The 22,667-nt window shown below is 61.4% G+C and carries 19 protein-coding genes; 8 read left to right on the top strand and 11 right to left on the bottom strand.

Features of this window, described 5'->3' with window-relative positions:
* Nucleotides 1-134: 134 nt before the first annotated feature.
* Nucleotides 135-1,586 carry a pyruvate kinase gene (gene pyk / locus CKW21_RS06310; RefSeq protein WP_095193138.1) on the top strand — a complete coding sequence of 484 codons (1,452 nt, stop codon included), beginning with the start codon at nt 135-137 and terminating at the stop codon, nt 1,584-1,586.
* Nucleotides 1,587-1,775: 189 nt separating this feature from the next.
* Here the strand turns inward: pyk and CKW21_RS06305 are convergent, their stop codons facing one another.
* From CKW21_RS06305 to CKW21_RS06295, 3 genes are all read right to left on the bottom strand, one after another.
* The gene (locus CKW21_RS06305) at nt 1,776-2,525 is read right to left on the bottom strand and encodes an enoyl-CoA hydratase-related protein (protein WP_095193137.1); all 750 of its coding nucleotides are present in this window, start codon (nt 2,523-2,525) and stop codon (nt 1,776-1,778) included.
* Between the two features lie 131 nt (nt 2,526-2,656).
* The gene (locus CKW21_RS06300) at nt 2,657-3,592 is read right to left on the bottom strand and encodes an iron-sulfur-binding ferredoxin reductase (protein WP_095193136.1); all 936 of its coding nucleotides are present in this window, start codon (nt 3,590-3,592) and stop codon (nt 2,657-2,659) included.
* Entirely contained in the window at nt 3,585-4,691 is a 1,107-nt protein-coding gene (locus tag CKW21_RS06295) for a diguanylate cyclase (protein WP_095193135.1), read from the bottom strand. The genes CKW21_RS06300 and CKW21_RS06295 overlap by 8 nt, the downstream gene beginning before the upstream one ends.
* Before the next feature lie 519 nt (nt 4,692-5,210).
* Here CKW21_RS06295 and CKW21_RS06290 point away from each other — a divergent pair.
* From CKW21_RS06290 to CKW21_RS06265, 6 genes are all read left to right on the top strand, one after another.
* A complete protein-coding gene (locus CKW21_RS06290; RefSeq protein ID WP_095193134.1) occupies nt 5,211-6,734 on the top strand; it encodes a fumarate hydratase in 1,524 nt (507 codons plus the stop codon).
* Nucleotides 6,735-6,963: 229 nt separating this feature from the next.
* Nucleotides 6,964-8,739, top strand: a complete 1,776-nt coding sequence (locus CKW21_RS06285; protein ID WP_095193291.1) for an ATP-binding protein — start codon at nt 6,964-6,966, stop codon at nt 8,737-8,739.
* Nucleotides 8,724-10,058: a sigma-54 dependent transcriptional regulator gene (locus CKW21_RS06280; RefSeq protein WP_095193133.1), complete on the top strand. Its 1,335-nt coding sequence runs from the start codon at nt 8,724-8,726 to the stop codon at nt 10,056-10,058. The genes CKW21_RS06285 and CKW21_RS06280 overlap by 16 nt, the downstream gene beginning before the upstream one ends.
* Nucleotides 10,059-10,357: 299 nt before the next feature.
* Nucleotides 10,358-11,677 (top strand): MFS transporter, encoded by a 1,320-nt coding sequence (locus CKW21_RS06275; RefSeq protein ID WP_095193132.1) that lies wholly within the window; start codon nt 10,358-10,360, stop codon nt 11,675-11,677.
* 310 nt (nt 11,678-11,987) lie between these two features.
* Nucleotides 11,988-12,242, top strand: a complete 255-nt coding sequence (locus CKW21_RS06270) for a hypothetical protein (RefSeq protein ID WP_095193131.1) — start codon at nt 11,988-11,990, stop codon at nt 12,240-12,242.
* 251 nt (nt 12,243-12,493) lie between these two features.
* Nucleotides 12,494-13,123, top strand: coding sequence for a flavin reductase family protein (locus tag CKW21_RS06265; protein WP_095193130.1), 630 nt, complete (start codon nt 12,494-12,496; stop codon nt 13,121-13,123).
* Here CKW21_RS06265 and CKW21_RS06260 read toward each other — a convergent pair whose 3' ends face one another.
* Both CKW21_RS06260 and CKW21_RS06255 read right to left on the bottom strand, forming a co-directional pair.
* Nucleotides 13,124-13,354 carry a hypothetical protein gene (locus tag CKW21_RS06260; RefSeq protein ID WP_095193129.1) on the bottom strand — a complete coding sequence of 77 codons (231 nt, stop codon included), beginning with the start codon at nt 13,352-13,354 and terminating at the stop codon, nt 13,124-13,126.
* 41 nt (nt 13,355-13,395) lie between these two features.
* On the bottom strand, nt 13,396-13,749 hold the full coding sequence (locus CKW21_RS06255) for a putative quinol monooxygenase (protein ID WP_095193128.1): 354 nt from the start codon (nt 13,747-13,749) through the stop codon (nt 13,396-13,398).
* Nucleotides 13,750-14,085: 336 nt separating this feature from the next.
* On the opposite strand from CKW21_RS06255, the gene CKW21_RS06250 reads away from it, so the two are divergent.
* Complete coding sequence (locus CKW21_RS06250; protein ID WP_095193127.1) at nt 14,086-15,018, top strand: AraC family transcriptional regulator; 933 nt, start codon at nt 14,086-14,088, stop codon at nt 15,016-15,018.
* A gap of 113 nt (nt 15,019-15,131) precedes the next feature.
* On the opposite strand, the gene CKW21_RS06245 is transcribed toward CKW21_RS06250, so the two are convergent.
* The 6 genes from CKW21_RS06245 to CKW21_RS06220 form a co-directional block, all read right to left on the bottom strand.
* On the bottom strand, nt 15,132-16,187 hold the full coding sequence (locus tag CKW21_RS06245) for an ABC transporter ATP-binding protein (protein ID WP_095193126.1): 1,056 nt from the start codon (nt 16,185-16,187) through the stop codon (nt 15,132-15,134).
* A 16-nt stretch (nt 16,188-16,203) separates the two neighbouring features.
* Nucleotides 16,204-17,052, bottom strand: a complete 849-nt coding sequence (locus CKW21_RS06240) for an ABC transporter permease (RefSeq protein WP_095193125.1) — start codon at nt 17,050-17,052, stop codon at nt 16,204-16,206.
* Nucleotides 17,049-17,957 (bottom strand): ABC transporter permease, encoded by a 909-nt coding sequence (locus tag CKW21_RS06235; protein WP_095193124.1) that lies wholly within the window; start codon nt 17,955-17,957, stop codon nt 17,049-17,051. Before CKW21_RS06235 ends, CKW21_RS06240 begins: the two co-directional genes overlap by 4 nt.
* Before the next feature lie 194 nt (nt 17,958-18,151).
* The gene (locus CKW21_RS06230; protein ID WP_095193123.1) at nt 18,152-19,255 is read right to left on the bottom strand and encodes an ABC transporter substrate-binding protein; all 1,104 of its coding nucleotides are present in this window, start codon (nt 19,253-19,255) and stop codon (nt 18,152-18,154) included.
* Nucleotides 19,256-19,563: 308 nt separating this feature from the next.
* Nucleotides 19,564-21,012: an aldehyde dehydrogenase family protein gene (locus CKW21_RS06225; protein WP_095193122.1), complete on the bottom strand. Its 1,449-nt coding sequence runs from the start codon at nt 21,010-21,012 to the stop codon at nt 19,564-19,566.
* Nucleotides 21,009-22,661, bottom strand: a complete 1,653-nt coding sequence (locus CKW21_RS06220; RefSeq protein ID WP_095193121.1) for a 5-guanidino-2-oxopentanoate decarboxylase — start codon at nt 22,659-22,661, stop codon at nt 21,009-21,011. The genes CKW21_RS06225 and CKW21_RS06220 overlap by 4 nt, the downstream gene beginning before the upstream one ends.
* Between the last annotated feature and the right edge of the window lie 6 nt (nt 22,662-22,667).

Genomic DNA, 22,667 nt, shown 5'->3' with positions numbered 1-22,667 from the left:
GGCGGAAATCTTCAGGCTGTTCGGCGCAAAGTTGCCGCGTTCAATAAAGAAAGCAATAAGTAGTGCAAACGAACAATGACTACAACTTCGGACCATAGTAGCCTCACTCAGCGCTTGAACTCAGGAGTCTTTGCATGTCCGTCCGTCGTACCAAAATCGTCGCTACCCTTGGCCCGGCCAGTAACTCGCCGGAAGTTCTCGAACAGCTGATTCTGGCTGGCCTGGACGTGGCCCGCCTGAACTTCTCCCACGGCACCCCCGACGAGCACAAGGCTCGCGCGCAGCTGGTGCGTGACCTGGCCGCCAAGCACGGCCGCTTCGTCGCCCTGCTGGGTGACCTGCAAGGCCCGAAAATCCGTATCGCCAAATTCGCCAACAAGCGCATCGAGCTGAAGATCGGTGATCAATTCACCTTCTCCACCAGCCATCCGCTGACCGAAGGCAACCAGCAAGTGGTCGGCATCGACTACCCGGACCTGGTCAAGGACTGCGGCGTGGGCGACGAGCTGCTGCTCGACGACGGTCGCGTGGTGATGCGCGTCGACACCGCTACCGCCACCGAACTGAACTGCACCGTGACCATCGGCGGTCCGCTGTCGGACCACAAAGGCATCAACCGTCGCGGTGGTGGCCTGACCGCACCGGCCCTGACCGAGAAAGACAAGGCCGACATCAAGCTCGCCGCGGAAATGCAGGTCGACTACCTCGCCGTGTCCTTCCCGCGTGACGCCGCCGACATGGAATACGCCCGTAAACTGCGCGACGAAGCCGGCGGTACTGCCTGGCTGGTGGCGAAGATCGAACGCGCCGAAGCCGTGGCCGACGACGAAACCCTCGATGGCCTGATCAACGCGTCCGACGCCGTGATGGTGGCCCGTGGTGACCTGGGCGTGGAAATCGGCGACGCCGAACTGGTGGGCATCCAGAAGAAAATCATTCTGCACGCACGCCGCCACAACAAGGCTGTAATCGTCGCGACCCAGATGATGGAGTCGATGATCCAGAACCCGATGCCGACCCGCGCCGAAGTGTCCGACGTAGCCAACGCCGTGCTCGACTACACCGACGCCGTGATGCTTTCGGCCGAAAGTGCTGCCGGTCTGTACCCGCTCGAAGCCGTGCAAGCAATGGCGCGTATCTGCGTCGGCGCTGAAAAGCACCCGACCAGCAAGACCTCCAGCCACCGTATCGGGAAGGAATTCCAGCGCTGCGACGAGAGCATCGCCCTGGCCACCATGTACACGGCCAACCACTTCCCGGGTGTGAAGGCGATCATCGCGTTGACCGAAAGCGGCTACACCCCGCTGATCATGTCGCGCATCCGCTCCTCGGTGCCGATCTACGCATTCACTCCACACCGCGAAGCCCAGGCCCGCGCGGCGATGTTCCGTGGCGTGTACACCGTTCCGTTCGACCCGGCCTCCCTGGCGCCTAACGAAGTCAGCCAGAAAGCCATCGACGAGCTGGTCAAGCGCGGCGTGGTGGAGAAAGGCGACTGGGTCATCCTGACCAAGGGCGACAGCTACCACACAACCGGCGGCACCAACGGCATGAAAATCCTGCACGTTGGCGACCCGATGGTCTGAGTGACCGGTTGCTGAAAGACAAAAGCCCTGCCATGTGAATGGCGGGGCTTTTTGGTTTCTGATCCTGAAGATGTGTTGCCTGGTCTGACGCCTTCGCGAGCAGGCTCGCTCCCACATTAAATCGGAGTACGCCGTACCATTGTGGGAGCGAGCCTGCTCGGGAAGAGGCCAGCCCAGTCACCACAATGCTTAATGCCGGTTGATAAACCCCACCAACGCCGCCATCGCCTCCGGTGAGCGCAACCGCTGGGTGAACAACGCCCCCTCCTCTTCAATTACCTTGCGCAACAGCTCTCGATCCGGGGCTTTCATCAATTGCTTGCTGATACGAACCGCCTCCGGTGGCAAGGACTCGAAGCGCAACGCCATTTCCCGCGCCCTGGCCAAAGCTTCTTTGCCACTGCCCAAGGCTTCGGACGCAATGCCCCATGCGGCCGCTTGCTCACCGTTGAATCCTTCACCGAGCAGTAACAGTTCTGCCGCTTTGGCCTGCCCGAGCAGTCGCGGCAGGATCAGGCTGGAGCCGAACTCGGGGCACAGGCCAAGGTTGACGAATGGCATGCGCAAGCGTGCGTCGCGACTGACGTATACCAGATCACAGTGCAGCAACAGCGTCGTGCCAATACCCACGGCAGCGCCCGCCACGGCGGCGATCACCGGTTTGCGGCACTCGAGCAGGTTGAGCATGAACTGGAATACGGGGCTGTCGAGATTGCCAGGGGGTTGCTGGATGAAGTCGGCGATGTCGTTACCGGCGGTGAAGCACTCGCTGGAGCCGGTGATCAGTACCGCGTTGATTTCAGGGTCGCTATCGGCCTGCTTCAGCGCTTCGGCCAAATGACTGTACATGGCGCGGGTCAGGGCGTTTTTCTTCTCGGGGCGATTGAGGCGCAGCGTCAGCAGGCCGCGTTCGCGTTGCAGCAAAATGGCTTCGGTCATGGCGTGTCCCGATTGAGAGGATCGACTGTGGCGAGCGAGCTTGCTCGCGTTTGAGTGCGCAGCGCTCACAGATTTTTGGGGCCGCTGCGCAGCCCAGCGCGAGCAAGCTCGCTCGCCACAGAAATCAGCGCTCAACCACGGGGCAGGAACACATCGGCCAGCAGTTGATTGCGCGGCAGTCCCGCCAGATACAGGCGCCGGGCAAAGGCGTCGACGCTGTCGGGGGCTCCGCAGAGTAAGGCCAGGGTTTGCCGGGAAACAAGCCGCAGTTGCGCCAAAGCCGCTGGCAACTCGGCCGCAGTCCACAGCTCGATACTCAGGTTCGGACGGCTGGCCGCCATGGCCAGCAGTGGCTTGGCCAGATAATGCTCACTCGCATCATGGGCCAGGTGAATGACACGGATCGCGCCTTGGTGATCCTGGCGCATCGCTTCACGCAGCACGCCAAACAACGGCCCCAACCCGGTGCCGGCGGCCATCAGCCACAGAGGTCGGTCGTGCCAGTCAGGGTCGTAGTGCAAGGCCCCGCCGCGCAACTCGCCCAGGCGGATCGGATCGCCGATCTTTAGCTGACGCGCCGCGTCGCTGAATTCCCCTGGCAGGCGACAATCGAGATGAAACTCCAGGAAGCGGTCGTCTTCCGGCAGGCTGGCGAGGGAATACGGCCGCGCAACGTTGCCCGTCCACAACACCAGATGCTGGCCGGCGCTGTATCGCAACGGCCGCTGCGGGGTCAGGCGCAAGCGCAACACGCTATCGCTCAACCAATCGACGGCCGCCACCTCGGCCGGGCGGCCGTCCTGTTGCGGGTCGAAGGTGTGCACCTGCAAGTCCTCGACCACCTGACACTGGCACGCCAGGCGCCAGCCTTGCTGACGCTGCTGCGCACTCAAGGCATCCGGGCGGCTGTCGCTCGGCAGTCCTTGCACACACTGCACCAGGCACGCATGGCAACTGCCGGCGCGACAGCTATAAGGCACTGCCACGCCGTTCTGATTCAGGGCATCGAGCAGATTGCTGCCCGCCGCCACCGACCACTGGCGGTCGCCGACGCGCAACTCAGGCATCGACGTTTTCCCACGCTGCCGCGCAACGGTTGCGCCCGTCACGCTTGGCGCGATACAGCGCCTGATCGGCCTGCTGCAAGGCATCGTCGAGATCATCCCCTTGCTCGAGCAGGGTCATGCCGGCGGACAGGCTGAGATTGCGCACGTTGAGCCCGATCAATTCGACATCGGTGAACGCGATGCGCAGCCGTTCGCAACACAACGTCAAACTGTCGGCATCGCAATCGGGCAGCAACACCACGAACTCTTCGCCGCCGTAACGGGCCAGGACGTCACCGTCGCGCAGGCATGCGGTGGCCACGCCGGCAAAGGCTTGCAGCACCTGATCGCCAGCGGCATGACCGTGCAGATCGTTGATGCGTTTGAAATGGTCGAGGTCGATCAGCGCCAGGCCATGCACGACGCCGACTTCCATGGCATTGAGTTCGCGGGAGGCCAGGCGCAGGAAATGCCGGCGGTTGAACAAGCCGGTCAGTTCGTCGGTGGCGACGAGGTCTTCGAGCTGGCGCATCATTCCGCGCAACGTGTCCTGGTGCGCCTGCAAGGCAAAACGCCGCTGACGCATGCGGTGGCGCGAGGCCTGGACATAGCCGGCATAGAGCACCAGCCAGACCAGTACGATCAGCAGCACACACACCTGCAACGCCGCCAGGGCCGGGTCGGGCAGCTGGAAGTGGTAGCCCTCCCATAGCGTGATCGCGCTGAAACTGAAGAACACCAGCAAGGCGCAGCGCAGGAATGAGCGACGGGACAGATGGAACAGCCCGAACAGCAGAATCAATACGTAAAAAACCAGGAACGCCCCGCGCGCATCGTCCAGATGGGCGATCAGCCAGGTTTGCCAACCCAGCCCCAGTAACACTTGGGCTTCAGTCAGGCTGGGGTCGGCGAAACGCAGATTGCAACCGGAGTAGAACACCGCGAACAAGGCCGCCTGGCTGATCACCACCAGCGCGCTGCCCAGGGCCATACCCGTCAGTGAGTCCTGGTAGTGACCGGAAAAAAACGCCAGCCACACCAACAGCAATGCCAGGGCGTAGGTGCCGGCCGCGAGGGCAAAACGTTTGATTAGCAATCGCTGGATGGCGTTATGGGTCAATCGTTGACTCACCGAATGAAAGAAGACTGACAGAGCGTCCTACTCTACAGACTGGATGTCACTTTAGTGGCGTGGCCGATAAATGACCATCGATTTTCCGGCGAGATCCTACTTGAGGTTCTGATACATCTGCGCCGAGTGCGTTACCTGTGGCGAGGGGATTCATCCCCGTTCGAGTGCGAAGCAGTCGTAAATCCGATGCACACGTTATGCCTGATGGACCGAGGTGCAGTTTTCGGGGCGGCTTCGCCACCCAACGGGGATAAATCCCCTCGCCACAGGATTGGACTATCGGCGGGTGTGCCCTTGAGCGAGGCGCGCTATACTGCCGCGCCTTTTTAGCGTCGCGCCAGCATGCCCGGCGGGCCTTGGGACCTTGAGGTCAGCTTCAAGTCTCAAGCTTCAAGCGGCAAGTTCAGAGCAGTACGCGTACTGCTTTCAGCTTGCCGCTTGAAGCTTACAGCTTGAAGCTGCCCCTCGAACTATTGAATGTTCCCGTCTTTTAGAGGAGCGCGACTCATGACCGTGATCAAGCAAGACGACCTGATACAGAGCGTTGCCGACGCCCTGCAGTTCATTTCCTATTACCACCCCGTGGATTTCATCCAGGCGATGCACGAGGCCTACCTGCGCGAAGAATCGCCGGCAGCCCGTGATTCCATGGCGCAGATCCTGATCAACTCGCGCATGTGCGCCACCGGCCACCGTCCGATCTGCCAGGACACCGGCATCGTGACCGTGTTTGTCCGCGTGGGCATGGACGTGCGTTGGGACGGCGCGACCATGAGCCTGGACGACATGATCAACGAAGGCGTGCGTCGCGCCTACAACCTGCCGGAAAACGTCCTGCGCGCTTCGATCCTCGCCGACCCGGCGGGCGCTCGCAAGAACACCAAGGACAACACCCCGGCCGTTATCCACTACTCCATCGTTCCGGGTAACACCGTGGAAGTGGACGTGGCGGCCAAGGGCGGCGGTTCCGAGAACAAGTCGAAAATGGCCATGCTCAACCCGTCCGACTCGATCGTCGACTGGGTTCTGAAGACCGTTCCGACCATGGGTGCCGGCTGGTGCCCACCGGGCATGCTCGGCATCGGCATCGGCGGCACCGCCGAGAAAGCCGCGGTGATGGCCAAGGAAGTGTTGATGGAATCCATCGACATCCATGAGCTGAAGGCCCGCGGCCCGCAAAACCGTATCGAAGAAATGCGTCTGGAGCTGTTCGAGAAGGTCAACCAGCTGGGCATCGGCGCCCAGGGCCTGGGCGGCCTGACCACCGTGCTCGACGTGAAGATCATGGACTACCCGACCCACGCCGCTTCGTTGCCGGTGTGCATGATCCCGAACTGCGCCGCTACCCGTCACGCGCACTTCGTGCTCGACGGCTCCGGTCCGGCATCGCTGGAAGCGCCACCTTTGGACGCCTACCCGGAAATCGTCTGGGAAGCCGGTCCGTCGGCCCGCCGCGTTAACCTCGACACCCTGACCCCGGAAGAAGTGCAGAGCTGGAAGCCGGGCGAAACCGTCCTGCTCAACGGCAAAATGCTCACCGGTCGCGACGCCGCACACAAGCGCATGGTCGAGATGCTGAACAAGGGCGAAACCCTGCCGGTGGACCTCAAAGGTCGCTTCATCTATTACGTCGGCCCGGTCGATCCGGTGCGCGAAGAAGTGGTGGGCCCTGCCGGTCCGACCACCGCGACGCGAATGGACAAGTTCACCCGTCAGATCCTCGAGCAAACCGGCCTGCTGGGCATGATCGGCAAATCCGAGCGCGGTCCGACCGCCATCGACGCGATCAAGGACCACAAAGCCGTTTACCTGATGGCAGTGGGCGGCGCGGCTTACCTGGTGGCGCAAGCGATCAAGAAATCCCGCGTGGTGGCGTTCGCCGAACTGGGGATGGAAGCGATCTACGAGTTCGACGTCAAAGACATGCCTGTCACTGTTGCAGTCGACAGCAAAGGCGAGTCGGTACACATCACCGGTCCTGCCATCTGGCAGCAAAAGATCAGTGAAAGCCTGGCGGTTGAAGTGCAGTAAGCACTTGGACTGACCCGAAAAAGGCGACAGGGCTATCCCTGTCGCCTTTTTTATTGGCCCATCACCGGCTTTTGTGGGAGCGAGCCTGCTCGCGAAAAACCTGAGGACAACGCGTTCAGCAGGACGAACGCATTATCGTTGATGACCTTCGCGAGCAGGCTCGCTCCCACAAGGAGAAGTCGCTCATGTTATGGTGCGCCCCCTCCGTACCCCATGTGTAATGCCCAGCATGTTCTTGTCATCCCGCCCCCTGCGCTTGACGCTCTATACCTTGGTGATCATCGCCGGTGCCGCCATTGTCGCCACCCTGGCCATGCGCCACACCGTGCGCCAATCCCTGGTCGAAGACGCGGCCCGTGCCAATCAGCAACTGGCGCTTTACGCCACCTCGCTGCATACCTTGATCGAACGCTACCGCGCCCTTCCCTCGGTACTGGCGCTGGACCCGCAATTGCGCGACGCGCTCAAAGGACCGGTCAGCCCCGAGCAACAGGACGTGCTGAACCGCAAACTGGAAAAAATCAACGGTGCCGCCGATTCCTCGACCCTGGAATTACTCGATCGCACCGGTCTGGCCGTGGCGGCGAGCAACTGGCGCTTGCCCAGCAGTTACGTCGGCCACAACTACGGGTTTCGTCCCTACTTCAACCAGACCCGTACCCAGGGCACCGGACGCTTTTATGCGGTGGGGGTGACCAGCGGTATTCCGGGGTACTTCCTGTCCAGCGCCGTGACCAACGACGACGGGCAGTTTCTCGGCGCCATGGTGGTCAAACTCGAGTTTCCCGAGCTGGAGCGCGAATGGCGCCAGGGTAACGACACGCTGCTGGTCAGCGACGCCCGCGGGATCATCTTCATCGCCAATCAGCCAGGCTGGCGCTACCGGCACTTGAAACCGCTGAGCGACAGCGATCACGCCGAACTCAAGGCCACCCGCCAATACAACAAGCAGCCATTGACGCCGCTTGAATACCAATCGTTGCGCCGCTTCGACGACAACAGTGAACTGGTACGGGTGAAGGGTCCGGACAGTGATGCCGACTACCTGTGGGAATCCTTGCCGCTCGCCGCCGAGGGCTGGACCCTGCACTTGCTGCGCCGTCCCCAGGTTGCCTTCGAAGACAGCCGCAACGCCGCACTCGCTGCGGCCGGATTGTGGCTGACCCTGGTGTTCCTGCTGCTGTTTCTCAATCAGCGCTGGCGTTTGGCCAAACTGCGTCAGCGCAGTCGCGAGGAGCTCGAACAACTGGTGGAAGAACGTACCCGCGACCTGCGCACCGCCCAGGACGGCCTGGTGCAATCGGCCAAACTCGCCGCTCTCGGGCAGATGTCGGCCGCCCTGGCCCACGAGATCAATCAACCGCTGACGGCCCAGCGCATGCAACTTGCGACGCTGAGGCTGCTGCTTGATCACGGACGGGTCGACGAAGCGTACAAGGCACTCAAGCCGGTAGACGAGATGCTGACGCGCATGGCAGCCCTCACCGGTCACCTGAAAACCTTTGCCCGCAAAAGCCCCAGTGGCTTGCGCGAACGCCTGGACCTGGCGGCGGTGGTCGACCAGTCGCTGCATCTGCTCGACACCCGGTTACGCGACGAGCAAGTCAGCACAGTGCTGCACCTGGCACGCCCGGCCTGGGTCCGCGGCGACGCGATTCGCCTGGAGCAGGTGCTGATCAACCTGCTGCGCAATGCGCTGGATGCGATGCAGGACAAACCCTGCAAGCGCCTGGAAATCCGCCTCGAAGCCGAAGAACAAGTGTGGCACTTGAGCGTTATCGACAACGGCAGCGGCATCGCGCCAGAAAACCTGTCCAAGGTGTTTGATCCATTTTTCACCACCAAACCGGTGGGCGATGGCCTGGGTATCGGCCTGGCGGTTTCTTTCGCTATCGTTCACGAATCGGGCGGTTCCCTGACGGCCGAAAATCACGCCAATGGCGCGGTCTTCACCCTGACCCTACCCATCGATCTGGAGGCCCATGGCTCATGCTCAACTCAGTGATGGTCGTGGACGACGAAAGCAGCATCCGCAGCGCCGTCGAACAATGGCTGAGCCTGTCGGGATTCGAAGTGCAGTTGTTCAGCCGTGCCGACGAGTGCCTGGCGCAGTTACCGAAGCATTTTGCCGGGGTGATTCTCAGCGATGTGCGCATGCCCGGCATGACCGGCCTGGAACTGTTGGCCGAGGTCCAGCGCCGTGATGCCGACCTGCCGGTGATCCTGCTGACAGGCCACGGCGACGTCCCCATGGCTGTCGATGCGATGCGCGATGGCGCCTACGACTTTCTGGAAAAACCCTTCAGCCCCGAAACCCTGCTCGGCAGCCTGCGCCGGGCTCTGGACAAGCGCCGACTGGTCCTGGAAAACCGCGCCCTGCACGAACAGGCAGACAACCGCGCCAAGCTCGATGCTACGCTGCTCGGTGTATCCCGAGGCTTGCAGGTTTTGCGCGGGCAAGTGCTGGACCTGGCGGCGCTGCCGGTCAACGTGCTGATCCGTGGCGAAACCGGCAGCGGCAAGGAGCTGGTTGCCCGTTGCCTGCACGACTTCGGACCGCGTGCCGACAAACCTTTTGTTGCATTGAACTGCGCGGCCATCCCCGAGCAATTGTTCGAAGCCGAGCTGTTCGGCCACGAAAGCGGCGCCTTCACCGGCGCCCAAGGCAAGCGCATCGGCAAACTCGAATACGCCGATGGCGGCACGTTGTTTCTCGATGAAATCGAAAGCATGCCCTTGGCGCAACAGGTGAAATTGCTGCGGGTGCTGCAGGAGCAGAAGCTCGAACGCCTGGGGTCGAACCAGAGCATTCGCGTGGATTTGCGCATCATCGCCGCGACCAAACCGGACCTGCTCGACGAAGCACGGGCCGGACGTTTTCGCGAGGATCTGGCCTACCGATTGAATGTCGCCGAATTGCGTCTGCCACCGCTGCGCGACCGCCGCGAAGACATTCCATTGTTGTACGAATCCTTCGCCCGCCATGCCGCCGAGCGCCTGGGTCGTTCATTTTCGCCATTGAGCGGGCCGCAGTTGAGCCATCTGCTGAGCCACGACTGGCCGGGCAACGTGCGCGAACTGGCAAACGTGGCCGAGCGTCAGGTGCTGGGGCTTGGCGAGCCTGTGCCCGCGGGCATCGAACCCGGACAATCTCTGGCGGCGCAGCAGGAAGCCTTTGAAGCACAGTGCCTGCGTGCGGCGCTGACCCGGCACAAGGGTGATGTGAAAGCCGTGCTGGAAGAACTGCAACTGCCGCGTCGCACCTTCAATGAAAAAATGCAGCGGCATGGGTTGAGTCGCGAAATGTTCCTTCCCGAAGCCTGATTTCCTAGTGTTTGGTCTGGCCTCTTCGCGAGCAGGCTCGCTCCCACAGTAGCCCGGAGTACATCGCACCATTGTGGGAGCGAGCCTGCTCGCGAAGAGGCCGGCACATACAGCAATACTGCCGAACCGAATGAGCGATTTTCCGCTCGCAACGAAGTTCCTATAAGCGGATTTCCGCTCATCACAATCTGAAAACCCCTCTAGACCGGCCCTCTCCCTCTTGGCACAGCTCCTGCTATAGCCCCCGCAGGCCGCGTTTAATCGCGCTCCACAAAAACAATTAAACGAAGGATCCTTCAATGGATAACTCAAATACCCTGCCCCTTGGGTCGGCTGCCGCGACAGCCAAACCAAGAACCACCTCCAGCCGCATCAAATCGATCTTCAGCGGCTCCGTAGGCAACATGGTCGAATGGTATGACTGGTACGTCTATGCCGCCTTCTCCCTGTACTTCGCCAAGACCTTCTTCCCCAAGGGCGACACAACCGCCCAACTGCTGAACACCGCAGCGATCTTCGCCGTGGGCTTCCTGATGCGCCCGATCGGCGGCTGGCTGATGGGCCTGTACGCCGACAAGGTCGGGCGCAAAAAGGCCCTGATGGCCTCGGTGTACCTGATGTGCTTCGGCTCCCTGCTGATCGCCCTCAGCCCGAGCTACGAAACCATCGGCATCGGTGCGCCGATCCTGCTGGTGTTCGCCCGTTTGCTGCAGGGCCTGTCGGTCGGTGGCGAATACGGCACCTCCGCCACTTACCTCAGTGAGATGGCGACCAAGGAACGTCGCGGCTTCTTCTCCAGCTTCCAGTACGTGACCCTGATCTCCGGCCAGCTCATCGCGCTGGGTGTCCTGATCGTCCTGCAAAACGTACTGACCACCGAAGAGCTGTACGCCTGGGGCTGGCGCATTCCGTTCGCCATCGGCGCGCTGTGTGCCGTGGTCGCGCTGTACTTGCGTCGCGGCATGGAAGAAACCGAGTCGTTCACCAAGAAGGAAAAGGCCAAGGAAAGCGCCATGCGCACCTTGATGCGTCATCCCAAGGAACTGCTGACCGTGGTCGGCCTGACCATGGGTGGTACGCTGGCGTTCTACACCTACACCACCTACATGCAGAAATACCTGGTGAACACCGTCGGCATGAGCATCTCCGACTCCACCACCATTTCCGCCGCCACACTGTTCCTGTTCATGTGCCTGCAACCGATCATCGGCGGCCTGTCGGACAAGATCGGTCGCCGACCGATCCTGATCGCCTTCGGCGTACTGGGCACGATTTTCACCGTGCCGATCCTCACCACCCTGCACACCATCACGACCTGGTGGGGCGCGTTCTTCCTGATCATGGCGGCGCTGATCATCGTCAGCGGCTACACCTCGATCAACGCGGTGGTCAAAGCCGAACTGTTCCCGACCGAAATCCGCGCCCTGGGCGTTGGCCTGCCGTACGCACTGACTGTGTCGATCTTCGGCGGCACCGCTGAATACATCGCGCTGTGGTTCAAGAGCATCGGCATGGAAACCGGTTACTACTGGTATGTCACCGCGTGTATCGCTGTGTCGTTGCTGGTGTACATCACCATGAAAGACACCCGTAAGCACTCGCGGATCGTCACCGACTAAATCCGACCGAGTTACACCAAAAGGGGCAGTCCGTCGGGGTCTGCCCCTTTTTTGTTTGCGTATGAAAAATCCTTCATCCCCGTGAATGGCGGATTAATCACGAGTTAATGCGCGTCCCCCATTCTGATCCTGCCAAAACGATTAACTGCGATGCGATCGCTGAGCGCTGAACGCGAAAATGGCTGACGCGCTTAACATCTACTTAATCGATTGTTTTTAGCATTATTTTGCGCTTTTTAATCAGTTTAATTGGCGTAGCATGAAACCCATGCCCAAGACACAAAACGCCAAAGAACCTGGAGAAATGAAGATGAAAACCAAACTGTTCCTCGCCCTGGCCCTGTCCGTACTGGCTGCCAACACCTTCGCCGCCGACGGTTACGACCGCACAGGCTCCGCTGTCGCAGCAGACGGCTATGACCGCACCGGCTCCGCCACTGTCGCCGCTGATGGCTACGATCGCACCGGCTCCGCCACTGTCGCTGAAGATGGCTACGACCGTACTGGTTCGGCGACGTTCGCTGCTGACGGTTATGACCGCACGGGTTCGGCTTCCATCAGCTGATCCGCCATGGCGGCACTAAAGCCCGGCTTTGCCGGGCTTAGTCATTTCTGGAGCACTGCAAATATCCTGTTGGTCACGCACCCTGTGGGAGCGAGCCTTCGAAAGCGGTGTAACGGGCCACATTGTTGTTGGATGTGCAATCGCATTCGCGAGCAGGCTCGCTCCCACAGGGATCTCATCTGGCTGGAAATCAGTAGCTTGTCCTTGCACTATGGCTCTCCTCCGATTGAAGCCTTCAGGAACACTGGTCCATGCCCGATGACATCCACTACTACGAACCCGCCAACGGCCACGGCCTTCCCCACGATCCGTTCAACGCGATCGTCGGCCCGCGCCCCATTGGCTGGATTTCTTCACAGGATGCCAACGGCCATTTAAACCTGGCGCCTTACAGCTTCTTCAACGCCTTCAACTACATTCCGCCGATCATTGGATTTTGCAGCATCGGGCGCAAAGACAGCCTGAACAACATCGAACAGACCGGCGAGTTCGCCTGGAACCTGGCCACCCGCCCACTGGCCGAACAAATGAACCAGAGCTGCGCCAACGTAGGCCCGCAGGTCAATGAATTCGAATTGGCCGGGCTGAGTACCGTCGCCTCGAACATCATTGCGGTACCACGGGTCGCCGAAAGCCCGGTGTCCTTCGAGTGCAAGGTCACGCAGATCATTCAGTTGCAGCGCGCGGACGGGAATGTGGTGCCAAGCTGGCTGATTCTCGGCGAAGTGGTCGCCGTGCATATCGCCAAGTGGCTATTGAAGGATGGGGTGTACGACACCGCCGCGGCAGAACCGATTCTGCGCGGCGGCGGGCCGGCGGATTATTTCCAGCTGGGGCCTGAGGCGTTGTTCAAGATGTACCGCCCGGGGGCGGTGAAATAGTTACCAGATCAACTCGCCGTCTTCGCCGACACCTTTGAGGTGGGTCAATTGCAAGGCGGCGGCTTCATCCGCTTCTTTAGCGGTCTTGAAGGTCTGCTCTTCCAGCAGCTTGTTGAAGCGAGGCGCTCCCGCACCACCGATGGCTTTGGTGGCGATTGCCGCGTAATACCCGCCTTCACGGGGGACTACGGCCGATACTGCTTCGAAGGTTTCAAAGGCTTTGCGTGCCATGTCGCGCATCCTGGCTAGTTGAGAATGCTGCCATTAAACCCTCAACCGGCCAGTTTGTGTACCGCCGCCCCGGACTGACCCAGGGCTTGCGCCGCCGACACATCCTTGAAGGTGTGAAAATCCAGGCTGTTGACCACCAGTTCCTGCACCAGCTCGGCAAAAACCTCCATGGCCGGGGTACTGAAGTAGGCTGTCATCGCCTGTTGATTGACCCAGAAACCGGACACCAGCCACAACTCGGGGTCGCATTGCGAATGCTGCAAGGCAAAGTTCAGGCAACCTGGCGCTGCGCGGGATGGTTCGATCAGTGCACTGAGGCGCACACCCAGCTCTTGCGAACGTCCGGCGCGCGCCCGGACAAAGGCCATATGACTGACGGGGATCTGCTTTGACATGTTCAACCCTCCCGGGGAGTCGCGTGGCAGCCAGGGGACGGGCTGCGACAGGATCAAAGGTTAAGGGTCGATGTGCATGGGTCGTTAGTCGATTCCTGCCGCTGCGTTGCACGATCCTGCGAGACCGTGCGGGCAGCCTGTAACAATGTGTAAAACGCTGTCACGGTTCTGCCACGCGAGTTTCAAGCAAGTTTTCCCGCCATCGCTCTGTCTTGTCAGGGTGAAAAAACAAGCCCGTGCAGAATCAGGCAAGCATCAGGCAGGATGTGTCTACCACTGTTGCTTGCACAAACTTAAGCTCGGTCCATTGCTCATGCTTATACGAGGATGCCTTGCATGTCGTCACTCGATCACTTTCCACAGGCCCCGCTGGATGCCGAGATGGAAAAGCAGCGCGTGGAACTGGCGGCGATCATTCGGCGCAACACCGCCGAAGATGGCAGTTATGCCACCGCTGTCGAATCACTGTTCATGTCGCGCCACAGCCAGAACCACGAGTTTGCTCCGGTACTCGCGCAACCGGCGTTGTGCATCATGGCGCAGGGTCGCAAGGAAGTTCGCCTGGCCGACGAGTACTTCAATTACGACCCGCTGAATTACCTGGTGGTCTCCGTTTCGATGCCACTGAGCGGTCGAGTGGTGAACGTCTCGGCTGAAGAGCCGATCCTGGCCGTGCGGCTGGACATAGATCCGGCGGAAATCACCGCGCTGATCGCCGACGCTGGCCCCATTGGCGTACCGACCCGGCCGACCGGGCGCGGACTGTATGTGGAACGCCTGGACACGGCGATGCTCGATGCGGTGCTGCGCCTGGCGCGGTTGCTCGACACACCGAAAGACATTGCGATGCTCGCGCCGCTCATTCGGCGGGAAATTCTCTATCGGTTGCTGCGCAGCCAGCAGGGCCATCGTCTGTACGAAATCGCCATCGCCAACAGCCAGAGCCATCGCATCAGCCAGGCGATCAAATGGCTCAACGGCAATTTCGAGCAACCGCTGCGCATCGATGATCTGGCCAGGGAAGTGAACTTGAGCGTCTCGACCCTGCATCACCGCTTCAAGGCGATGACGGCGATGAGTCCGTTGCAGTATCAGAAGCAACTGCGCCTTCAGGAGGCGCGTCGCTTGATGCTGGCGGAGGGACTGGAAGCCTCGGCGGCGGGTTATCGGGTCGGGTATGAAAGCCCCTCGCAATTCAGCCGGGAGTACAGCCGGTTGTTCGGGGCGCCGCCATTGAGGGATTTGGCGCGGTTGCGGTTGAGTGTTTAGCTGAAACTTGTATTGGTTGCCCGGCCCTCTTCGCGAGCAGGCTCGCTCCCACAGTGGTTTTGTGTACACCTATCCATTGTGGGAGCGAGCCTGCTCGCGAAGGGGCCAGCAAGTCAGGCACCGAGAACGCGACACGCCTGCGCCGGCAACGTCACCGACACCGGATGCCCGATGCTCAAGCCAATCCCCTGACACGGCGTGCTCAGCGCGGTAAATGACACCCCGGAACACTCCACGGTCGTTTCAATCGTCGCACCGATATCACGCACGAACGTCACCTTGCCCAGCAAGCGGTTGCCCGCCGTCGCCTGCGGTGCCGACAGTTGCAGGTCTTCAGGGCGAATCAGCATCTTCACCTTCTCCCCCACCACAATGCTGCTGCAGATCGGCACTTCCAGCGCATCACCGCCTGGCAGGCTGACCTTGCCGTTGCCCAGTGCGGTGGCCGGAAAGATGTTGCCGGAACCGATGAAATCCGCGACGAATTCGTTGGCCGGATGGCGGTAGATCTCGATCGGCGTACCCACCTGCTGCACCCGATGTTCACCCAGTACAACGACGATATCGGCCATGGTCATGGCCTCACGCTGGTCGTGGGTGACCATGATGGTGGTGATGTTCAGGCGCTGTTGCAACTGGCGGATTTCCACCTGCATCGACTCGCGCAGCTTGGCGTCCAGCGCCGACAGCGGTTCGTCCAGCAGAAGGATTTTCGGGTGGTTGGCAATCGCCCGGGCAATCGCCACGCGCTGACGCTGGCCCCCGGACAGTTTGGCCACCGGGCGATTGATCATCGGTTGCAGCTGGATCAGTTCCAGCAACTCCACCACCCGCGCCTGCTGGTCAGCCTTGCTGACCCCGCGCAGTTTCAGCGGATAGGCGATGTTCTCTCCTACCGTCATGTGCGGGAACAGCGCCAGGGATTGAAACACCATGCCGAAATTACGCTGGTGCGCCGGGGTATGGCCGATGTCCTCGCCGTCCAGGCGAATCTCGCCGCCGGTCAGCGTTTCCAGCCCCGCGATCATCCGCAGCAAGGTGGTTTTGCCGCACCCCGAAGGGCCGAGGAAACACACCAGTTTGCCCTCGGGCAAATGCAGGTTCACATTTTTTACTGCGCAGGCCGAGCCGTAATGTTTCTCGACGTTTTCCAGAATCAGACCAGACATAAATCACCTCAAGAAATCAGAACGAAACGCCACCTTCACCCACCAGCTTCTCCAGCGCCCAGATCAGGACGAAGTCGATCAGCACGATCAGCACGGCAAACGAAAATACGGTGGGGTCGAGCGAAGACACGGTGCGGCTGTACATCCAGATCGGCACGGTCATCACGTCGATGGTGTAGAGGAAATAGGTCACGGTGAATTCGTTGAACGAGACGATGAACGCCAGCAGCATGCCCGCCAGAATCCCCGACTTCATCAACGGCACCACCACGTCGACAATCGCCCGCAGTGGCGAGGCCCCGAGCATTTGCGCGGCTTCTTCGACTTCGCTGCCGATGGAAAGCATGGCCGCCGTGCAGTTCTTCACCACGAATGGCAGGGCAAGGATCACGTGGGCAATCACCAGCCGCGAGGTGGTCATGTGGAACGGCAGGCTGTCGAACACCAGCAGCAATGCCAGGCCCAACACCACCATCGGAAACACCAGAGGCAATGACATCAATTGCAGCGCCACGGCCTTGCCACGGAACTCGCAACGGGTCAGCGCATAGGCCGCCGGCACCGCGATCAGCGTGGCGAAGATCATGGTCAGGCACGCCACCATCAGGCTGGTGGTCATGGCCTGGCCGAGACTCAGCACGTCACTGGAATCGGGCGAGACAAAGGTGTGCCAGGCGGCCTTGTACCATTGCAGGCTGTAGCTGCTTGGCGGAAAGTCGAGGTTCGACGCGCCGCTGAAGGACATGACGATCATGGTCAGGATCGGCAACACCGCCAGCAGCAGAATGACACCGGAGAGGATCCCGGCGAACTTGCCGGTGTCACCCGGCAACAGCGAGTGGCGCTTCTTGGTCAGGGAACTCATTGCGAAGCCTCCAGCATGCGCCGACGACGGCCTGTGATGTATTCGGACAAAGTCATGATGGCCAGCGTGGTCACGATCAACACCACACCGGCTGCGGAGGCGGCGGGCCAGTTCATCAGCGGGGCGATCTGGTCATGCACCATCACCGCCAGCATCGGCACACGACGGCCGCCGAGCAGCAAAGGCACCACGAAGCTGCTGGCGTTGTAGGCGAACACCAGGGTCGCACCGGTGATGATCCCCGGCAGACTCATCGGCAACACCACCTGGCGGAACACCTGCAAGCGACTGGCGCCCAGGGTTGCAGCGGCTTCTTCGTAGCTGCGGGCGACACCGCGCATGGCGCTGGCAATCGGCAACACGGCCAGCGGAAAGGCGGTTTGCACCAGGCCCATCAAGACGCCGTTCTGGTTATACAGGAGCATGATCGGACGCTTGATCAGGCCCAGGCCCATCAGTGCCTGGTTGAGCATGCCACCGGGGCCGAGGATCACCAGCCAGCCGTAGCTTTGCAGCAGCAGGTTGACCAGCAACGGCAGCAGCACCGCGGCGAGGAAGATCCGCCGCACGAACGGCGAAGTCAGTCGCGACATGGTGTAGGCCACCGGGATCGCCAGGATCACCGCGATCACCGCGCTGATCAGTGCCAGGCGCAAGGTCAGCAGCAAGGACTTGAGGTAGTACGGTTCCAGCAATTGGGCATAACTGGCCAGGCTGAACCCGGACCATTCCGCGCCTTTGGTGCCCACGCTCATGCGCAGCACCAGCAGGCTGGCGGCAATCAGCACGCCCAGAAACAGCATCGACGGCGAGAGGAAAAACCAGGCGCGGGCCGTCGGCGAAACACCCCGGTTGGCGCGCACGGGGGCGACACTCACCGGATGGGTCAGAGGTTGGTGTTCCATAGCAAAGGTCTCGTCAATGGAAAGCAGCTGACAAACACAAATCTTCAGAGCGAATTGGCCCGTTGTGGGAGCGAGCCTGCTCGCGAAAGCGATCTGTCAGTCGACATTCAGGGTGAATGTCAGTCCGCATTCGCGAGCAGGCTCGCTCCCACAGGGGATCTTCAGTGGCTGAAAATCCTGTACTCGTCACTCAATCAGGAAGAAAAGATTTCCGTGTAACGACGAATCCATTGGTCATGCACGGAGGCCAGGAAGGCGTTGTCGTGCATGATCGCTTTCTCGGCAATCTGCTCCGGCGTGAGGATGTACGGGCTCTTGCGCGCTTCGGCGGAGATGATTGCCTTGGCGTTGACCGGGCCGTTGTAGATGTCTTCGGCCATCTTGCCCTGCACCAGCGGGTCCAGGGAGTGGTTGATGAAGGCGTAGGCCAGGTCGGTGTCGCCCGGACGATTCTTCGGCATCACCGAGAGCATCAGGTCGGTGTAGAAACCTTCCTTCATGCCGAAGGTGGCGCCCAGGCCGTAGTTCGGATCGCGGATCTGTTTCGGGAAAAAGGCTGGAGCGTAGAGGCCGCCCATGTCCAGGGAACCGGTGCGGAAAAGCTCGGCGATCTGGTTCGGGTTTTCGCCCAGGGTTACCACGCGGTCCTTGAGCTCGGCGAGCTTCTTGAAGCCCGGCTCGATGTTGTGCTCGTCACCACCGGCCAGTTTGGCGGCGATGATGATCAGGTCCATGGCCTCGGTCCAGTTCGGCGGCGGCAGGAAGATGTTCGGCGACAGGTCGGCGTCCCAGAGGGCCGCGTAACTGTTCGGAGCTTCCTTGATGGTGCGCGTGCTGTAGACCAGGCTGTTGCACCAGAGCAGGTAACCGATACCGTGGCCATTGGCGCCGGTACGGTATTTCTCCGGTACGTCGACCAGGTTGGGAATGCGGTTGAGGTCAGGCTTTTCCAGCAGGTTGGCGGCGGCCAGACCTTCGGCACCGACGCCTGCCAGGGTGATGATGTCGTATTGCGGACGATCACCGCCGGCCTTGAGTTTGGCGACCATTTCCGAAGTACTGCCGGTGCGGTCGGCGATGACTTTGCAGCCGTACTTGTCTTCGAATGTCGCAGCGATGTTGCGCAGTGCTGCCAGACCGGTGTCATCGGACCAGGTCAGCAGACGCAGGGTCTTGCCTTGAAAGCGGGTGTCACTGGCGTTGGCCTTGACGAACGGCAGGCTCATGGCCGCCGCGGCAACCGAGGCGACGCCCACGGTTTTGATGAATTGACGTCTGTTCAGATCGTGCTCGCCCATGAAGGACTCCCTTTGTTTTTGTAAGTTATGAGGTTGGTCGCAACCGTTGCATCCGCGCGGCCAGATCTGCCTTGAGCCCCGTATTTACGGGGCCGGAGCTGAGCCGACGGGTTCATCCTGAGGTCGTGCAAAACACCTGACTATCGAAAAAAACTCATTGAAGCCATGACGCCAGCGCATGCCTCCTTTTACCTGTGGGAGCGAGCCTGCTCGCGATGGAGGTCAACGATAACGCGGGGTATCAGACAACCCGCGTCGCCCATGCGTCCTTCGCGAGCAGGCTCGCTCCCACAGAATGAAAGCGGGCGTCAGACGGCCCGAATCACATGTTTGATTTCCTGGAAAGCCTGCAAGCCCCACGGCCCCAATTCGCGGCCAATGCTGCTCTGCTTGTAGCCACCCCAGGCGGTCTGCGGGAAGATCACCTGCGGCGCATTGATCCACACAAGCCCCGCCTGCAAAGCATTGGCTACGCGATCCGCTGCTTCGGCATTGCGCGTGACGACGCTGGCGACCAGACCGAACTGACTGTCGTTGGCCAGGGCAATCGCTTCGGCTTCCGAGGTGAAACGGCGCACGCAGATCACCGGGCCGAAAATCTCTTCACACCACAGCGCACTGTCCAGGGGCACGTCGGTGAAAATCGTCGGCTGCAAAAAATATCCGCGCGGCAGGTCCGCTGGACGATTGCCGCCGCAAACCAGCGAGGCACCGGCACTCAGTCCGCGATCGATGTGGCCGAGCACGCGCTGGTATTGCGCCTGATTGACCAGTGCGCCCATTTCCACGTTCGGGTCGAACGGGTCGGCCACGCGGATGGCTTCGGCGCGAGCTTTCAAGCGGGTCAGGAATTCATCGAACAATTGATCGGCAACCAGCACCCGGCTGGTGGCGGAACACATTTGCCCGGCGTTGAAGAAGCCGCCACCGCAGGCCACTTCCACGGCCAGCTCGATGTCAGCATCGGCCAGCACCAGCAACGACGATTTACCGCCCAGTTCCAGGCTCACGCCTTTGACGCTTTCTGCCGCGCGTTGCATGACCTGCACGCCCACCGCATTGCTGCCGGTGAAGGAAATCTTGGCGATACGCGGGTCCGTCGACAGCGGCGCGCCAACGGCCAGGCCGGTACCGCACACCACGTTGAACACACCGGCGGGCAAGCCGGCATCCGCGATGATCGCCGCCAGTTCCAGCTCCGGCAGCGGTGTCACCTCCGAAGGCTTGAGCACCACGCAGCAACCGGCGGCCAGGGCCGGGGCGAGTTTCCACGCGGTGGTGACCATGGGGAAATTCCACGGCACGATCAGGCCGACCACGCCGCACGGTTCGCGGCGCAGGCGGGCGCTGAAGTCATCGCTCGGCAACTCGACGGCGCTGTCCTGTTTCGCGTCCAGCCCTTCGGCCAGGCCCGCGTAGTACTCGAAGGTGGCGATCACATCATCGACGTCGATGGCCGCTTCAAACTGTGGCTTGCCGTTGTTGCTCGACTGCAAGTGCATCAACTGGTCACGACCGGCCTGCACGCCCGCGGCGATTTTGCGCAAGATCGCGCCGCGTTCGGCACCGGTGGTTTTCGACCAGTCGGCGAAGGCCCTGGTCGCCGCGCTGACGGCTTGATCGACCGCTTGCTCGTCACCGCCCACGACGGTGGTCAACAGGGCTTCGGTGGCCGGGTTGATCACGCGCAGATGTTCGCTGCCGGCCGACCATTTACCGTCGATGAACAGACCGTCCAGAGTCGTTGGAAAACTCATTTCGACACCGCCTGGGTCCACACTGCCTTAGTCCAGGTAGCCTGGTCGATTTCAATCAGGGTGGGCCCCTGGCGATCAGTGGCTACACGCAAGGCGCTGCGCAGTTGCTCGACATCGTTGACCGCTTCGGCGGCGCAGCCCAGAGCTTTGGCCACACCGATGAAGTCCGGGGTGTAGATGTCGACGCCAACCGGCTCGATGGCGCGGTTGACCATGTATTTCTTGATTTCTTCGTAGCCCTGGTTATTCCACAGCAGCACGATCACCGGCGTGCGCGCTTCAACGGCGCTGGCCAGCTCCGGCAGGGTGAATTGCAGGCCGCCGTCGCCGATCAGGCACACCACTGGCGGACGCGCACCGTTTTCCACACTGCCGCCGAGCCAGGCGCCGATCGCCGCCGGCAAGGCGTAGCCGAGGGTGCCGTAGCCGGTGGACGAGTTGAACCAGCGACGTGGGCGCTCAGGGTTGAACGTCAGGTTGCCGGTGTACACCGGTTGGGTGGAATCGCCGACGAATACCGCGTTCGGCAATTCGTACAGAACGGTTTCCAGGAAGCGGGTCTGGGCCAGGGTCGGCGCATCCCAGTTGGCGGCCAGTTCTTCACGCAAACGGGCGGCACGTACCTGGCCCCAATCGTTGCGGCGCTCGGCCAGGGATTTGTGGGACAACGCGCTGAGCAAGGCTTGGGCGGCGTTGCGCGAGTCGGCGACCAACGCAACATGTGGCGGGTAGTTGCGCACGGTCTGGTCCGGGTCGATGTCGACGCGCAGCAGCTTGCCGGGAATCTCGAAACCGCCGGCGAAGGTGACGTCATAGTCGGTTTCGGCCAGTTCGGTGCCGATGGCCAGCACCACGTCGGCCTCGGCGACCAGCGCGCGGGTTGCGACCAGGCTCTGGGTCGAACCGATCAGCAACGGGTGAGCAGATTCGAGCATGCCTTTGGCATTGATGGTCAGGGCGACAGGGGCATCCAGCAATTCGGCCAGCTCGGTCAGCTCGGCAGCGGCATCGATGGCACCGCCACCGGCGAGAATCAGCGGGCGCTTGGCGCCGGCCAGCAACTCGGTCATGCGGTTCACGGCGGTGGGTGCAGCACCGGCGCGGTCGATGTTTACCGGTACGCTCGTCAGCAGGTCATCGGCCTCTTCAACCAACACGTCCAACGGAATTTCGATGTGCACAGGACGCGGGCGACCGGCCTGGAACAGCGCAAAGGCACGGGCCAGCACGCCCGGCAATTCGGACGCCGACATCAGGGTGTGGGAGAACGCCGCCACGCCGCCAACCAGCGCGCTCTGGTTCGGCAGCTCATGCAGCTTGCCGCGACCGCCGCCCAACTGGTTGCGGGTCTGCACGCTGGAGATCACCAGCATCGGGATCGAATCGGCGTAGGCCTGGCCCATCGCCGTGGTGATGTTGGTCATGCCAGGGCCGGTGATGATGAAGCACACACCCGGTTTGCCGCTGGTGCGGGCATAGCCGTCGGCCATGAAGCCGGCGCCTTGTTCGTGACGCGGAGTGACGTGGTTGATGCTCGAACGGGCCAACCCGCGATACAGCTCCACGGTGTGAACCCCCGGGATGCCGAACACCTGCTCGACCCCGTAGTTTTCGAGTAACTTGACCAATACTTCGCCGCACGTCGCCATGTCATT

This window comes from Pseudomonas sp. Irchel 3A7 (genome assembly GCF_900187565.1).
GTDB lineage: Bacteria > Pseudomonadota > Gammaproteobacteria > Pseudomonadales > Pseudomonadaceae > Aquipseudomonas.
The sequence above is the reverse complement of the archived record's forward strand: the minus strand, read 5'-3'. Positions and strand labels throughout refer to the sequence as shown.